This window comes from Serratia sp. JUb9, from assembly GCF_014298095.1.
Classification (GTDB): domain Bacteria; phylum Pseudomonadota; class Gammaproteobacteria; order Enterobacterales; family Enterobacteriaceae; genus Serratia_B; species Serratia_B rhizosphaerae.
Map to the genome: position 1 here is coordinate 2,529,682 of NZ_CP060416.1, position 15,162 is coordinate 2,544,843.

12 protein-coding genes are annotated in these 15,162 nt (G+C 61.5%); 11 read left to right on the plus strand and 1 reads right to left on the minus strand.

Annotation, left to right across the window (positions count from 1 at the left end; genetic code table 11):
• The first annotated feature begins 686 nt into the window (after positions 1–686).
• Both HF675_RS11985 and HF675_RS11990 read left to right on the plus strand, forming a co-directional pair.
• On the plus strand, positions 687–2,072 hold the full coding sequence (locus HF675_RS11985; protein WP_172606278.1) for a diaminobutyrate--2-oxoglutarate transaminase: 1,386 nt from the start codon (positions 687–689) through the stop codon (positions 2,070–2,072).
• A 15-nt stretch (positions 2,073–2,087) separates the two neighbouring features.
• Positions 2,088–3,554, plus strand: a complete 1,467-nt coding sequence (locus HF675_RS11990) for an aspartate aminotransferase family protein (RefSeq protein WP_105231190.1) — start codon at positions 2,088–2,090, stop codon at positions 3,552–3,554.
• A gap of 57 nt (positions 3,555–3,611) precedes the next feature.
• Here the strand turns inward: HF675_RS11990 and HF675_RS11995 are convergent, their stop codons facing one another.
• The gene (locus HF675_RS11995; protein WP_111737069.1) at positions 3,612–4,013 is read right to left on the minus strand and encodes a helix-turn-helix domain-containing protein; all 402 of its coding nucleotides are present in this window, start codon (positions 4,011–4,013) and stop codon (positions 3,612–3,614) included.
• Positions 4,014–4,148: 135 nt separating this feature from the next.
• On the opposite strand from HF675_RS11995, the gene HF675_RS12000 reads away from it, so the two are divergent.
• The 9 genes from HF675_RS12000 (at position 4,149) to HF675_RS12040 (ending at position 15,156) form a co-directional block, all read left to right on the plus strand.
• Positions 4,149–5,204, plus strand: a complete 1,056-nt coding sequence (locus HF675_RS12000; protein ID WP_105231188.1) for an NAD(P)-dependent alcohol dehydrogenase — start codon at positions 4,149–4,151, stop codon at positions 5,202–5,204.
• Positions 5,205–5,929: 725 nt separating this feature from the next.
• Positions 5,930–7,417, plus strand: a complete 1,488-nt coding sequence (locus HF675_RS12005) for an NAD-dependent succinate-semialdehyde dehydrogenase (protein WP_187043095.1) — start codon at positions 5,930–5,932, stop codon at positions 7,415–7,417.
• Positions 7,418–7,419: 2 nt separating this feature from the next.
• Positions 7,420–8,823, plus strand: a complete 1,404-nt coding sequence (locus HF675_RS12010) for an aminotransferase (RefSeq protein ID WP_187043096.1) — start codon at positions 7,420–7,422, stop codon at positions 8,821–8,823.
• A gap of 14 nt (positions 8,824–8,837) precedes the next feature.
• Entirely contained in the window at positions 8,838–9,851 is a 1,014-nt protein-coding gene (gene eutB, locus HF675_RS12015; protein ID WP_187043097.1) for a hydroxyectoine utilization dehydratase EutB, read from the plus strand.
• The gene (locus HF675_RS12020) at positions 9,838–10,788 is read left to right on the plus strand and encodes a cyclodeaminase (protein WP_187043098.1); all 951 of its coding nucleotides are present in this window, start codon (positions 9,838–9,840) and stop codon (positions 10,786–10,788) included. Before eutB ends, HF675_RS12020 begins: the two co-directional genes overlap by 14 nt.
• Before the next feature lie 84 nt (positions 10,789–10,872).
• Positions 10,873–12,072, plus strand: coding sequence for an ectoine hydrolase DoeA (gene doeA / locus HF675_RS12025; protein WP_105231183.1), 1,200 nt, complete (start codon positions 10,873–10,875; stop codon positions 12,070–12,072).
• Between the two features lie 12 nt (positions 12,073–12,084).
• On the plus strand, positions 12,085–13,098 hold the full coding sequence (doeB, locus tag HF675_RS12030) for a N(2)-acetyl-L-2,4-diaminobutanoate deacetylase DoeB (RefSeq protein WP_160031047.1): 1,014 nt from the start codon (positions 12,085–12,087) through the stop codon (positions 13,096–13,098).
• Positions 13,099–13,147: 49 nt separating this feature from the next.
• The gene (locus HF675_RS12035; RefSeq protein ID WP_105231181.1) at positions 13,148–13,633 is read left to right on the plus strand and encodes an Lrp/AsnC family transcriptional regulator; all 486 of its coding nucleotides are present in this window, start codon (positions 13,148–13,150) and stop codon (positions 13,631–13,633) included.
• 80 nt (positions 13,634–13,713) lie between these two features.
• Complete coding sequence (locus HF675_RS12040) at positions 13,714–15,156, plus strand: MFS transporter (protein ID WP_105231180.1); 1,443 nt, start codon at positions 13,714–13,716, stop codon at positions 15,154–15,156.
• Positions 15,157–15,162: the final 6 nt, after the last annotated feature.

Consider the following 15,162-nt stretch of genomic DNA (forward strand, 5'->3'; position numbering starts at 1 on the left):
AACTGCCCTGCCACCTACAAAAATCCGCATGGTGTTGAAGTCATGAATAACAAGCAAAGTCGGACAAGGAATATGACAGTTTCGTGACGCCAGCTTACTGTAGGCCAGGAGTCAGGAACGCGCAAACTTGCTTCTGTGCACCAATTATTCGCTGAGTAACGGTTGTCGGTTGACGTCAGTGAAAATTCAGAGCTTTCTGTCTGTCGCTCTCCTGGCGTTATGCATATGCTCTTTCCTTGTTTATCCGTGGCTCAATCAATAACTTTTTGCTCTATGCCGGCGCACTTTATATCGTCGAATAAAGCCTTATTATTTATCCCAGAAAAGGTTATCGAAGAAATAAATGTGGTTTATAAATAATCGCTTAGCCTTTGTTGCGGCCGCCCGTCGGGGCGCCTTTTATCACTAAACGATAAAAAACTCGTTACAAGACAATATGTTGCAAAAAAGTAACGGTTCGCCCTCTTGTTAAACCCGGCGCGATTCTGTTATGGCGCATATTTTCGGCCACAAAATCAACAACGTATTGATTCATATAGGGAAAATCTAAACAAAATTAAACAAAATAAATGATTGAGCCACAGGTTAAAAACAAATATATTGGGCGCGCTTTTATGCAGAGCAAATCATTTGTTAATTCAATTATTCAATCAGGCGTTGTCAATAACCCTGGTTGTAGGAGTGATATGATGACGGATAAAGTCCGTATTGATACTTTAGGTGCCGATTCATTTAATGGAAACAACGAAACCTATTTGGCCAGACAGGCTGAATTTGAATCAAACGTTAGGAGTTATCCTCGTAAATTGCCATTAGCGATTGCGAAGGCTCAGGGTGTCTGGCTGACCGATGTTGAAAACAAACAATATCTTGATTGCCTGGCCGGCGCGGGTACGCTGGCGCTGGGCCATAATCATCCTGATGTCCTGCAGAGCATCCAAAATGTCATTACCAGCGGCTTGCCGTTACATACGCTCGATCTGACTACGCCGTTAAAAGACGGCTTCTCTGCCCACCTGCTCTCTCTGCTGCCGGGTCAGGGGAAAGAGTACTGCCTGCAGTTCTGCGGCCCTTCCGGCGCCGACGCGGTGGAAGCCGCGCTGAAACTGGCGAAGAAGCACACCGGCCGCAGCGGCGTGATCAGCTTCTCCGGCGGCTACCACGGCATGACCCACGGCGCGCTGTCGGTCACCGGCAACCTGTCGCCGAAAGAAGCCATCAACGGCATGATGCCGGAAGTGCAGTTCATGCCTTACCCGCATGAATACCGTTGCCCGCTGGGTATCGGCGGCGAAGCCGGCGTCAAGGCGCTGAGCTACTACTTCGAAAACCTGATTAACGACGTTGAAAGCGGCGTGCGTAAGCCAGCGGCAGTGATCCTGGAAGCAGTTCAGGGCGAAGGCGGCGTGAACCCGGCGCCGGTCGAGTGGCTGCAGCGTATCCGTAAGGTGACGCAGGAGCACGGTATTCTGCTGATTATCGACGAAGTGCAGGCCGGCTTTGCCCGTACCGGTAAATTCTTCGCCTTCGAGCACGCCGGCATTGAGCCGGACATCATCGTAATGTCGAAAGCGGTCGGCGGCGGCCTGCCGTTGGCGGTGCTGGGCATCAAGAAGCAGTTCGACGCCTGGGAGCCTGGCCACCACACCGGCACCTTCCGCGGCAACCAGCTGGCGATGGCGACCGGCCTGACCACGCTGAAGTACCTGCAAGAACACAACATTGCCGACAAAGTGGCCGCTCAGGGCGAATGGCTGAAAGGCAAGCTGGCTGAACTGCAGCAGCGTTACCCGGTGATTGGCCACGTACGCGGCCTGGGTCTGATGCTCGGCATCGAGATCGTCAAACCGCACGAAGCGCCGGATCATATGGGCAGCTACCCTGCCGATGGCGAGCTGTCCGCGCTGCTGCAGAAAAAATGCTTTGAAGGCGGCCTGATTCTGGAACGCGGCGGCCGTCACGGCAGCGTGCTGCGTCTGTTGCCTTCCCTGCTGATCAGCAATGAAGAGCTGGGCGTATTCCTGGATAAATTTGAAAACGCTCTGTTGAGCGCGGGCGTTAAGCCTGTCTGAGTGGAGTTGAACGCAATGTCCAAGTCAAACCCGATCCTGGCCGGCTCAGCGCAAAGCATTGAAGCCTACCAGCAGGCGATCGCCCAGAGCAGCGAGGCGGTGGCACAGTGGCTGCAGCAGCCTGAGATGTATCAGGGTAAAACCGTGGCCGAACTGCGCGAACGCATTCAGCTGGACTTCAATCCGCAGGGCCTGGGCAACCAGGCGGCGATTGAACGTGCGGTTGAATACTTCCTGCAGGACAGCCTGGCGGTACACCATCCGCAGTGCGTGGCGCACCTGCACTGCCCGAGCCTGGTGGTCAGCCAGGCCGCCGAGGTACTGATTAACGCCACCAACCAGAGCATGGACTCCTGGGATCAGAGCCCTTCCGCCACCATCATCGAGATGAAGCTGGTCGAATGGCTGCGTGAACGCGTGGGTTACCAGCCTGGCGACGCCGGCGTGTTCACCAGCGGCGGCACCCAGAGCAACCTGATGGGGCTGATGCTGGCGCGCGACGCCTTCTTCGCCCGTCAGGGACACTCGGTGCAGCAGGACGGCCTGATCGGCGATCTGCGTAAAATCAAAGTGTTCTGCTCTGCCAATGCCCACTTCTCGGTGCAGAAGAACATGGCGCTGCTGGGCTTCGGCTATCAGTGCGTGACGCAGGTGAAAACTGACGAGCGCGCGCGGATGGATCTGAACGATCTGGCGGAAAAAGTGGCTCAGGCGCATGCCAACGGCGAACAGATTATGGCGATTGTCGCCACCGCCGGCACCACCGACGCCGGCGCGATCGACCCGCTGCGTGATATCGCACAGATTGCGGCGCAGCACCAGATCTGGCTGCATGTGGATGCCGCCTGGGGCGGCGCGCTGCTGCTGTCCGAGCAGTACCGCCACTATCTGGACGGTATTGAACTGGTGGACTCCATCACCCTGGACTTCCACAAGCAGTTCTTCCAGACCATCAGCTGCGGCGCGTTCCTGCTGAAAGAGGCGCGCCACTATGAGCTGATGCGCTATCAGGCGGCTTACCTGAACTCCGAGTTTGACGAAGCGCAGGGCGTGCCGAACCTGGTGTCCAAATCGCTGCAGACCACCCGCCGTTTTGACGCATTGAAACTGTGGATGGGGCTGGAAGCGCTGGGGCAGCAACAGTACGCCGAGATTATCGATCACGGTATTACCCTGTCGCAGCAGGTGGCGGAATACGTCAACGCGCAGCCGACGCTGGAACTGGTGATGCAGCCGCAGCTGGCCAGCGTACTGTTCCGTTCACGTCCGGCACAGCTGGCGGACGACGCCGCGGTAGCGCTGCTGAATCAGCGTATCGGCGATAACCTGCTGGAATCTGGCCAGGCCAACGTCGGCGTGACCGAATTTAACGGCGTCACCTGCCTGAAGCTGACGCTGCTGAACCCGACGGTAACGCTGGACGACGTCAAGCGCCTGCTGGATCTGGTAGACAGCGCCGCACAGGGGCTGGCAAACGCCTAAGCGCCCTGCCGACAGACAACAAGCCGATAACCTGGGTTATCGGCTTTTTTTATCGCCTTACGGCTCTGCGCCGGCGTTCTGGCCGTTGCGCGCCAGATTTTGCTCCATCTCATCCAGCGCCGCCTGATTATCCAGCCCCCACTGATACATCTGCTCAATCGGCTGCGCCAGCGTGCGCCCCAGCGGGGTCAGCGAATATTCCACCTTCGGTGGCACTACCTGATACACCTTACGCTCAATCAACCCGCGCAGCTCCAGTTCACGCAATGTCTGAAACAGCATCTTCTTGGAAATGCCCTGCAGGCTGCGCTGCAGTTCACCGGTGCGCGCGCCCGGCTGCGGCCAGTGCCACAGCGCATGGAGCACCATGGTGCTCCACTTGACGGCAAACAGCGACATCAGCCGGCGCGGCGCCGAGTCGGCATAAAAATAGACTTTCCCATCGATCCAATCCGGCATCGGAGACTCCTGAACATCATGGTTACCAAATGGTGACTACTATCAATAAAGGAACCTTTTGTCTATAGTCTGCCGCCCTCAACGCAAGTTTGTCCGTACCGCTGCGGACAGATGCCGATAACGAAAGGTGAAACGATGAAAATTAACGCTATCGCGGCCAGCCATGCCGACCGCCCTTTGGCCCCCGCCCAGATTACGCTGCGTGATGTACAGCCGGAAGACGTCAGCATTGAGATCCTGTATTGCGGGGTATGCCATTCCGATCTGCATATGGCGCGCAACGAATGGGGCGTCAGCAACTATCCGCTGGTGCCGGGCCATGAGATTGTCGGCCGGGTGCGGGCCACCGGCGCGGCGGTAACGCGCTTTCAGCCGGGCGATCTGGTGGGCGTCGGCGTGATGGTGGATTCCTGCGGCGACTGCCATTTCTGCCGCCAGCAGGAGGAGCAGTACTGCGAGACGGGTTTTGTGCCAACCTATAACGGCACCGACAGATATACCGGCCGGCTGACGACCGGCGGCTATGCCGAGCAGATCGTGGTAGACCAGCATTTTGTGGTATCGGTGCCGCAGAACCTGCCGCTGCACGCGGTAGCGCCGCTGCTGTGCGCCGGCGTGACCGTCTGGTCGCCGCTGCAGCACCTGAAACTGCAGCCGGGCGATAAGGTCGGCGTGATCGGCCTGGGCGGGCTGGGCCATATGGCGGTGAAGCTGGCCAGCGCACTGGGGGCGGAGGTGACGCTGTTCACCACCTCGCCGGAAAAAGGCGCCGATGCGCGCCGTCTGGGCGCCAGCCAGGTGGTGGTATCCAAGGATGCGCAGCAGATGGCCGCCCAGCAACACAGTCTGGACATTATCCTCGACTGCGTCGCCGCGCCGCATCAGCTTGATCCTTACCTGGCCTGCCTGAAGACCAACGGCCATCTGGTGCTGGTCGGCATTCCGGACAGCCCGCACCCGCCGACGGACGTGACGCCGATGGTGTTCCGTCGCCTGAGCATTACCGGCACCTCGATCGGCAGCATTGCGGAAACGCAGGCGATGCTCGACTTCTGCGGCCAGCACAATATCACCGCCGACGTAGAGCTGATTGATGCCGGCGAGGTAGAAACCGCGTTTAGCCGCATGCTGCAGGGCGACGTGAAATATCGTTTTGTTATCGATATGCAACGCGCCCGCTGGGATCAATAAGCGATACTTTTCAGCCCTCCTTTCTCGGGGGGCATTAATACTTTTCCGGCGGATGAAATATGCGCCATAGCGATTCCTTATCATTCAAGCGCCGCATCATAAAAACTATTCTGCCGTTATTATTGCTGCGTCTTTCTGTTATTAATCTTACAGCCGCTTACGGTAAGCATCATTTCTGTGAACTCCGTCATCATTAATAACCTGCTCGTGTCAGTTTAAATTTATGAGCCATATCACGAAAAATAACTTTGGCTTATTGCCCTATGCGGCGGCACTGGCCGACGGTGTCCCGGATGTGCGGGGAATCTCGCCCGAAACCTACTCGACACCCCATTATAATCAAACACCTATGATAATCCCCGACGTTAACGGTGTTCCTGTGGATCACGTATTTACCAGCGGATTATGCCATTTCTTCAGACAATCATTCCGCCATCTGCGGGCGTGTCCAGCATTCTGTTTGGCTCGCGGCATACCGTTTCACCGGCGGCGTAATAAATAAAAACAATGTGGTCATATTTATTTCCTTAGTGCCTGTTGCGCGGCGTTGATTTAGCGTCTATTGCAATAACAACAGAAAAAAACCAATAATTACGACGCTGAAACAGAAATTATTTATTCACACTTTCTCTTATCTTCAAAGCATCCCATGTGCCTTTCCCCCGGTAATCTTGACGGGGGAGCAGACTAAGCGCCGCGTCTATTCGGCGCTAAGGAGAACGCAGATGAAGTTAGAGGATCCCCGTCTGTTTCGTCATTTCGCCTGGATTAACGGCGAGTGGTGCCACAGTGAGTCCGGCGCTGAATGGCCGGTGTATAACCCGGCCGATAACAGCCTGCTGGGGCATATCCCGCTGCTGGAGCCGGCGCAGATCGAACGGGCAGTGGATGCCGCCGAACAGGCCTTCAGCCGCTGGCGTCAGGTGCGTACCGACCGGCGCGCGGCATTGCTGATGGCCTGGTATCAACAGTTGCTGGCGCACCGCGACGATCTGGCCACCCTGCTGGTGAATGAACAGGGCAAACCGCGCCGCGAGGCCGAAGGCGAAGTGGACTACGCCGCCAGTTTTATCCGCTGGTTTGCCGAAGAGGCGGTGCGGATCAACGGTGAAACGCTCGCCGTACAAATCGACGGCACCCTGCCCGGCACGCTGAAACAGCCGGTGGGCGTCTGCGCATTGATTACTCCCTGGAACTTTCCGCTGGCGATGATCACCCGCAAAGCGGCCGCGGCGCTGGCCGCCGGCTGCAGCGTGCTGGTAAAACCCGCCAATGAAACGCCCTTTTCCGCGCTGGCGCTGGCCGAGCTGGCGGAACGCGCCGGGCTGCCGAACGGCGTGTTTAACGTTATTACCGGCGATCCGCCGGCGGTCTGCGCCCAGCTGTGTGAAGAACCGCGCGTGCGCGCCCTGTCGTTTACCGGCTCCACCCGGGTGGGCAAGCTGTTGCTGGCCCAGTGCGCCGGCAGCGTGAAGCGCGTGTCGCTGGAACTGGGCGGCAACGCGCCGTTCGTGGTGGCGCCGGACGTGGATATCGATGAAGCGGCGACGGCGGCCATCGCCGCCCGCTTCCAGACCAGCGGTCAGGACTGCCTGGCCGCCAACCGCATTATGGTGCATCAGCAGATCCACGACGCGTTTATTGAGGCGTTTACCGCACGGCTGCGCGAACTGAAAGTCGGCCCCGGCGACAGCCCGGACAGCGATATCGGCCCGCTGATCCACCGTGAGGCGGTCGAGAAGGCGCAGACCCTGGTGGATGACGCCTTGTCCCGCGGTGCGCGCCTGATCCACGGCGATCAGCGTCAGGCGCCGGGCGCCAACTACTTTATGCCCACCCTGTTGGCCGGCGTGACGCCGGCGATGCGGGTCTGGCAGGAGGAGAGCTTTGCCCCTATCGCCACCGTCGCCGCCTGGCAGCAGGATGATGAGGCGATCGCTCAGGCCAACGCCACCGAATACGGGCTGGCGGCCTACCTCTGGACCCGCGATCAGCGCCGGGTCTGGCGCTACATCCGCGAGCTGGAGTACGGCATGGTGGCGGTGAACAGCGTCAAAATGACCGGCCCTACCGTGCCCTTCGGCGGCGTCAAACAGTCCGGTCTGGGGCGCGAAGGCGGCCGCACCGGCATCGATGAATATCTAACCACCCGCTACTTCTGCCTTGGCGGTTTGTCAGGCGAACCCACTCTGCCCTCAGTAACAGGAGAATGATCATGGAACAGCGCAACGACTTGATTTCCCGCGACCGTCAGGTGACGTTTCACGCCTCCACCCATCTGCGCGACTATGCGCACGGCGAACTACCGGGCCGGGTGATGACCGGCGGCAGCGGTATTATGGTGCACGATGCCGACGGTAATCAGTTTATCGACGGGTTTGCCGGCCTGTACTGCGTCAATATCGGCTACGGCCGTGAAGAGATGGCCGAAGCCATCTATCGTCAGGCCAAAGAGCTGGCCTACTACCACACCTATGTCGGCCATACCAACGAGCCTCTGGTGGCGCTGTCGGAAAAGATCATCGCCAAAGCCGGGATGAACATGTCCAAAGTCTATTACGGCATGTCCGGCTCCGACGCCAACGAAACCCAGATCAAACTGGTGCGTTACTACAACAACATTCTCGGTCGGCCGCAGAAGAAGAAAATCATCTCACGCCTGCGCGGCTACCACGGTTCCAGCATCGCCGCCGGATCCCTGACCGGGCTGGCGTCGTTCCACGACCATTTCGACCTGCCGATTGACGGCATATTGCACACCGACGCCCCCTACTACTACCAACGGGCGCCGGAGCTGGCGGGCGTCAGCGAACTGGCGTTCTCGCAGCACTGCGCCGAGCGGCTGGAGGCAATGATCCTGGCGGCAGGGCCGGACAGCGTGGCGGCGTTCATCGGCGAACCGGTACTGGGCACCGGCGGTATCGTGCCGCCGCCGGAGGGCTACTGGCCGGCGATACAGGCGGTGCTGGATAAGTACGACGTCCTGCTGATTGCCGATGAAGTGGTCTGCGGCTTCGGCCGTACCGGCAGTGAGTTCGGCTCTCATACCTACGGTATGCGCCCGGATCTGATCACCATCGCCAAAGGGCTGACCAGCGCCTATCAACCGCTGTCCGGCGTGATCGTCAGCGACAAGGTGTGGCGCGTGCTGGAGCAAGGAACCGGCGAATACGGCCCGATCGGTCACGGCTGGACCTATTCCGGCCACCCGCTGGGGGCGGCGGCGGCGCTGGCGAATCTGCAGATTATCGAGCGGGAAAACCTGGTGCAGAACGCCGCCGACACCGGCGCGTACTTCCAGCAGCGCCTGCACGACAGTTTTGCCGATCATCCGCTGGTCGGTGAGGTGCGCGGCGTCGGGCTGATGGCGGCAATTGAATTCTCCGGCGACAAAACCCGCTGCCGGCCGTTCGATCCGGCGCTGAAAGTGGGGCCGCGCGTGTCGGCGGCGGCGCTGGACAACGGACTGATCGCCCGCGCCATGCCGCAGGGGGATATCCTCGGCTTTGCGCCGCCGCTGGTGATCAACCGCGCCGAGGTGGATGAACTGGTCGACCGCGCCCTGCGGGCGGTGAACCGCGTGGCCGATGAGCTTGGCTCCGCCGGCCAGCTACGCTGACAGAAGGAACAACGATGAATCCTGAACTTCCCGGCGGCGTTACGCTGGCTGATGTCTGGCAGGCGCGCCGGCGCATCCGCGCTCAGGCGGATAACACGCCGCTGCGCTATTCGCCGTACCTGTCGCAGCGCTATGACGCCAAGGTCTGGCTCAAGCTGGAAAATCTGCAGCCTACCGGCGCGTTTAAACTGCGCGGCGCCAGCAACATGATCGCCGCCCTGCTGGAGCAATACGGGCCGCAGCGGCTGCAGGCCGGCGTGATTACCGCCTCCACCGGCAACCACGGCCGGGCGGTGGCCTGGGCCGCCCGGGAACTGGGCATTCCGGCTACCGTCTGCCTCTCCTCGCTGGTGCCGGCCAATAAGGTAGCGGCCATTGAGGCATTGGGCGCCGAGGTCTGCCGCTGCGGCGACAGCCAGGATGAGGCGTTTGAGACGGTGGATGAACGGGTGGCGAGCCGCGGCCAGGTGGCGATTCCGCCCTTCGACCACCCGCTGATTATCGCCGGTCAGGGCACGCTGGCGCTGGAGATCCTCGAGGCGCGGCCGCAGCTCGATATGGTGTTCGCGGGCCTGTCCGGCGGCGGGCTGCTGGGCGGCATCGGTCTGGTGATGAAGCAGCTGAGTCCGCGCACCGAGGTGGTCGGCGTCAGCCTCAGCGACGGGGCCGCCATGTGGCACAGCCTGCAGGCGGGGAAACCGGTCAGCGTGCCGGAGACGCCAAGCCTGGCCGACTCGCTGGGTGGCGGTATCGGGCTTGATAACCGCCACACCCTGGCGCTGGTACGCGCGACGATGGACAGCCACTATCAGGTGCCGGAGACGGCCATCGCCCGGGCGATGGTCACCCTGCTGGAGCAGGAGAAGATGTTGCTGGAAGGGGCCGCGGCCGTCGGGCTGGCGGCGATAGAGCACCACCGGATCCCGATCGCAGGCAAGGAGGTGGCGTTGGTGCTGAGCGGCAACAACGTCGCGCTGGAAACCTTCGATCGGGCCAGACAGGAGCAGGCACAGGATGCAGATCTATAACCGACAGCAGATTAGCGCCGCGGTGCGGCTGGATGCCGCCGCGCTGGCGGCGGTTGAGGCAGGATTCCGCGCCCTCGGCTCGGGCAACGTGGTGCAGCCGCCGATCCTTTCGATGGCGCTGCCGGAGGTCAACGGCGAAGTGGACGTCAAAACCGCCTGGATCCGCGGCAGCGACAGTTTCGCCATCAAAATCAGCCCCGGATTTTTTGATAATCCCCGGCGCGGGTTGCCCAGCCTTAACGGGCTGATGGTGGTGCTGAGCGCCGAAACCGGCGTCCCACGGGCGCTGCTGCTGGATGAGGGCTACCTCACCGCCGTGCGTACCGCGCTGGCCGGGCTGCTGGCGGCCAAATATCTTGCCCGGCCGGAGAGCCGGCGCATCACGCTGATTGGCGCCGGCGAACAAGCGCGGCTGCAGCTGGCCGCCCTGCGTCTGCTGTTTCCGGTCGAACAGGTATCAATCTGGGCGCGGCGCACGGAGGCGGCGCAGCGGTTGGCCCGGGAACTGTCGGATGCCGGGCTACAGGCGACGGGATACCCGGAGAGCGGCGCCGCCTGCGCCGGGGCGGACATTATCGTCACCACCACACCATCCCGCGAGCCGCTGCTGTTTGCCGAGCACCTGCCTCCCGGCGTACACGTCACCGCCATGGGATCCGACAGCCCGGACAAGCGGGAGATTGATATCAGCGCCCTGCTGCATGCCGACCACGTCGTCTGCGATCTGCGCAGCCAGAGCGAGCACAACGGCGAGCTGAAAGCGTTTAACGGGCAGACGCCGCCCTTCACGGTGTACGAACTGGGCGCATTAGTTGCCGGCGGCACGCCGCTGCGCCTTACGCCGCAAGACATCACCCTGTGCTGCCTGAGCGGCACCGGGGTGCAGGACAGCGCCATCGCCGCCTTTGCGCTGGCGCAGTTGGAGCAGTCGCAGTAACCCCGCGCCCTGGGTACAGGGTAAACAGGCCGGCGTTTCCCCGCCGGTCAGGGCTTCCACGCTTGCGATGAGTGATAAAACAGCATGTTGACGAAAACTTTGCCCTTCACACGCGAAGAGTACGACCAGCGGATCGCCAAAACCCGCGCCGCCATGGTGCAGCAAGGCATCGAGCTGTTGGTGGTCAGCGACCCTTCCAATATGGCCTGGCTGACCGGTTACGACGGTTGGTCTTTTTACGTGCATCAGTGCGTGCTGCTGGGGCTGGAAGATGAACCGGTGTGGTTCGGCCGCCAGCAGGACAGCAACGGCGCGCTGCGCACCTGCTGGATGGCCGACGAGCGGATTATCGGTTACCCGGAGCGGCTGGTGCAGAATCCGGACGAACATCCGATGCGCGCCCTGGCCCAGGAAGTGCTGCCGCTGTTCGGCTGGAGTCAGGCGCGCATCGGCGTGGAAATGGATAACTACTACTTCTCCGCCCTGGCCTTTCTGAACCTGCAGCTGAACTGCCCGCAGCAGGAATTTATCGACGCCACCGCCTTGGTGAACTGGTGCCGGGCGGTCAAGTCGCCGCGCGAGCTGGCGTATATGCGTATCGCCGCGCGCATCGTCGGCAGGATGCATGAGCGCATTTACCAGATGGTGGAACCGGGTCTGCCGAAAAACATGTTGGTGGCGGAGATCCAGCGCTGCGCCATCGAAGGCTGGGTGGACGACGACGGCGTGCGTTTCGGCGGCGATTACGCCGCGATCGTACCGCTGTTGCCGGGCGGCGCCGACGCGGCCGCGCCGCATCTCACCTGGGATGACCGGCCGTTCCGCCGCGGGGAAGGCACCTTCTTTGAGATCGCCGGCTGCTACCGTCACTACCACGCGCCGCTGTCGCGCACCATTTTCCTCGGCGACGTGCCGGATCACTTCCGGCGCGGTGAAGAGGCGCTGCTGTCCGGCATTGAGCTGGGGCTGGCCGCCGCCCGTCCGGGCAACACCTGCGGCGATGTCGCCCGGGCGCTGGAAGGCGCCATGCGTCGTGCCGGCATCGATCGCGGCGGCGCACGCTGCGGCTACCCCATCGGCATCAGCTACCCGCCGGACTGGGGCGAACGCACCATGAGCCTGCGCGCCAGCGACGAAACGCCGCTGCAGCCGGGCATGACTTTCCACTTTATGCCCGGTCTGTGGATGGATGACTGGGGGCTGGAGATCACCGAAAGCATCGTTATCACCGCACAGGGCGCCGACGTCCTGTGCGACTACCCACGACGTCTGTTCGTCAAATAAGGAGCCAACAGCATGAGTCATGAAAAGCCCAGCCCCGTGTATGCCGGGGTGGATTTCGGCCAGCCCGGCGTGCAGCACGGCTTCCTGAAGCTGCCCTGGTCCCACGACAACTCCGCCTGGGGCGCGGTGATGATCCCGGTGACGGTGATCAACGGCGCGCCGGGGCCGACGGCGCTGCTGACCGCCGGCAACCACGGCGATGAGTACGAGGGCATTATCGCCCTGCTGAAACTGGCCAACACGCTGCAGGCCGACGAGGTTCAAGGGCGGGTAATCATCATTCCGATGATGAACGCGCCGGCGGTACAGGCCGGTAAACGCACGTCTCCCATCGACGGCGGCAATCTCAACCGCAGCTTTCCCGGCGCGCCGGACGGCAGCGTCACCGCGCAGATTGCCGACTATTTTACCCGGGTGCTGGTGCCGATGTGCGACGTGGCGCTGGATCTGCACTCCGGCGGCCGCACGCTGGAAATCATGCCCTTCGCCGCGCTGCACGCGCTGGATGACGAGCGTCAGCAGGCCGATAACCTGGCCGCCGCGCAGGCCTTCGGCGCGCCGCTGACCGTGATGATGTATGAGCTGGACGCCAGCCAGCTGTACGACACGGTGGTGGAGAGCCAGGGTAAGGGATTTGTCACCACCGAGCTGGGCGGCGGCGGCACCACCACGCCGCAGCGCCAGCAGTTGGCGGAACGCGGCGTGCGCAACTTTCTGGCCCATCACGGCGTGCTGGCGGAGACGCCGCAGCCCTGGGAGGGAGAAACGCAGCTGCTTGATATGCCGGATGCATCCTGCTATGTACAAAGCGAGCACTGCGGCATTCTGGAATTTCTCTGCCCACTGGGCCAGCGCGTAAACGCGGGTGAACTGTTGGCCCGCGTTTATGACCCTTCCCGCAGCGGCCAGCCGCCGGTGGAGTACCGGGCGTTGCGCGACGGCATTGTGCTGGCGCGGCGCTTTCCGGCACAGGTTGCGATGGGGGACACGCTGGCCGTTATTGCCCGGGAGATCGTATCGCCATAGCGATTAACGGCCCCGGCGCGCCGGTCGCCATTAAGGATGTAATTACCGTATGAAACTCGATCGCTATGACCTGAAGATCCTCGACATTCTGAGTAAAGACGGCCGCATTACCAAGTCGCGGCTGGCGGAGTCGATAAACCTGTCCGTCAGCCCCTGCTGGGAGCGGGTAAAACGCCTGGAGCAGGCCGGACTGATCGAAGGATATTACGCCAGGCTCAACGCCCGGGTGCTGATGAAGCGCCTGCCGATTTGGGTATCGATCGAGCTTAAACAACATAACGCAGAGAGCTTTGCCCGTTTTGAAAAACGCGTGCTCAATACGCCAGAACTGACCGAATGTGTGGCAGTGGGCGGCGGCGTGGATTACTGGGCCAAATTCGAAACGCTGTCTATCGACGAGTATCAGCGTCTGATTGACAGCTGGCTGGATTCCGACCTGGGCATCGAACGCTATTTTACCTATATCGTCACCAAAAACGTAAAGTCCGTCGCGGCGCTGCAAAGCCTGCGCCGTGAAGGCGACATAGAGGTATAAACGCAGGGAATATGGGTAATGCCGTGGGCGGCGCTTCGTTCCCGCCGCCCCGCTCTCCAGATTAATCATGGAGAAAAATAATGAATAGCAACACATCACCTGCATCACAACATCATGCTGACGCCGTCCCCGATGTCACCATCATCGACAAATCCCTGGTGAAACGCGCCGTGGCGGCGGCCTCACTGGGCAATGCCATGGAGTGGTTCGACTTCGGCATCTACGGCTATCTGGCCGTGACCCTGGGGATGGTCTTCTTTCCGGAGATCAGCCCCGGGGCCCAACTGCTCTCCACCTATGCCGCCTTTGCCGTCGCCTTTCTGATCCGCCCGCTCGGCGGCATGTTTTTCGGCCCGCTCGGCGACCGTATCGGCCGCAAACGGGTGCTGGCGCTGACCATGATCATGATGGCGCTCGGCACCTTCGCCATCGGCCTGATCCCGAGCTACGCCAGCATCGGCCTGTGGGCGCCGGCGCTGCTGATCGTGGCGCGCGGCGTACAGGGGTTTTCCACCGGCGGCGAATACGGCGGCGCCGCCACCTTTATTGCCGAATATGCGCCGGACAGAAAGCGCGGCCGGCTGGGCAGCTGGCTGGAGGTAGGCACCCTGCTGGGGCTGATCTTCTCCGCCGCGCTGGTCACCGCCATGACCCTGCTGCTGGGCAATGAAGCGATGCGTGAATGGGGCTGGCGGGTGCCGTTTCTGATCGGCGGCCCGCTGGGGCTGATCGGCGTCTGGCTGCGTCTGCGGTTGGAAGAGACCCCGGCCTTCGCCAAACATATGGAAAACAGCGCGCCGCCGCCGGGGCTGCGCCAGCAGTGGCGAGAGATTGTCACCCATCACCTGCGCGCCTTCCTGCTGTGCATCGGCATGGTGTTTATCCTCAATCTTGCCGACTATATGCTGCTGACCTGGATGCCCGGCTATCTGAACGTGGTGCTGGGGCTGAGTGAGCTGGAGGGGCTGACCATCGTGGTGGCGGCCATGCTGTGTATGATGGTGGTGCTGCCGTTTATGGGCGCGCTGTCCGACAAGATCGGCCGCAAGCCGCTGTGGACCCTCGGCTGCGTCGGTTTTCTGCTACTGACGCTGCCCTGCTTTTACGCGCTGGGCAGCAAAAACCTGGCGCTGACCTTTATCGGCATGCTGGTGATGGGGCTGCTGCTGACCTGCTTTCTCAGCACCGTGGCCTCTACGCTGCCGGCGCTGTTCCCCACCGCGGTGCGCTATGGCGGGCTGGCGATCGCCTATAACCTCTCCACGTCGCTGTTCGGCGGCACCGCGCCGCTGCTCAGCGCCTGGCTGGTCAACGTCACCGACAACCCGCTGGCGCCCGCCGGCTATCTGATGTTCGGCGCGTTGGTGGGGCTGATTGCGGTGCGGATGAGTAAAGAGAGCGCCTGTCAGCCGCTGGAAGGCTCGCCGCCGGCGATTGAGTCGCGGGCCGAGATTATGGATCACCTGTATCGGCACCAGCGCCGCAAGCGTCTGCGCCTCAGCGCCCTGTCCAGCGACGGCTGAGGATGA

Coding starts and splice junctions, on each gene's coding strand:
- HF675_RS11985 (WP_172606278.1), top strand. CDS start 687: ATGATGACGGATAAAGTCCGTATTGATACTTTAGGTGCCGATTCATTT.
- HF675_RS11990 (WP_105231190.1), top strand. CDS start 2,088: ATGTCCAAGTCAAACCCGATCCTGGCCGGCTCAGCGCAAAGCATTGAA.
- HF675_RS11995 (WP_111737069.1), bottom strand. CDS start 4,013: ATGCCGGATTGGATCGATGGGAAAGTCTATTTTTATGCCGACTCGGCG.
- HF675_RS12000 (WP_105231188.1), top strand. CDS start 4,149: ATGAAAATTAACGCTATCGCGGCCAGCCATGCCGACCGCCCTTTGGCC.
- HF675_RS12005 (WP_187043095.1), top strand. CDS start 5,930: ATGAAGTTAGAGGATCCCCGTCTGTTTCGTCATTTCGCCTGGATTAAC.
- HF675_RS12010 (WP_187043096.1), top strand. CDS start 7,420: ATGGAACAGCGCAACGACTTGATTTCCCGCGACCGTCAGGTGACGTTT.
- eutB (WP_187043097.1), top strand. CDS start 8,838: ATGAATCCTGAACTTCCCGGCGGCGTTACGCTGGCTGATGTCTGGCAG.
- HF675_RS12020 (WP_187043098.1), top strand. CDS start 9,838: ATGCAGATCTATAACCGACAGCAGATTAGCGCCGCGGTGCGGCTGGAT.
- doeA (WP_105231183.1), top strand. CDS start 10,873: ATGTTGACGAAAACTTTGCCCTTCACACGCGAAGAGTACGACCAGCGG.
- doeB (WP_160031047.1), top strand. CDS start 12,085: ATGAGTCATGAAAAGCCCAGCCCCGTGTATGCCGGGGTGGATTTCGGC.
- HF675_RS12035 (WP_105231181.1), top strand. CDS start 13,148: ATGAAACTCGATCGCTATGACCTGAAGATCCTCGACATTCTGAGTAAA.
- HF675_RS12040 (WP_105231180.1), top strand. CDS start 13,714: ATGAATAGCAACACATCACCTGCATCACAACATCATGCTGACGCCGTC.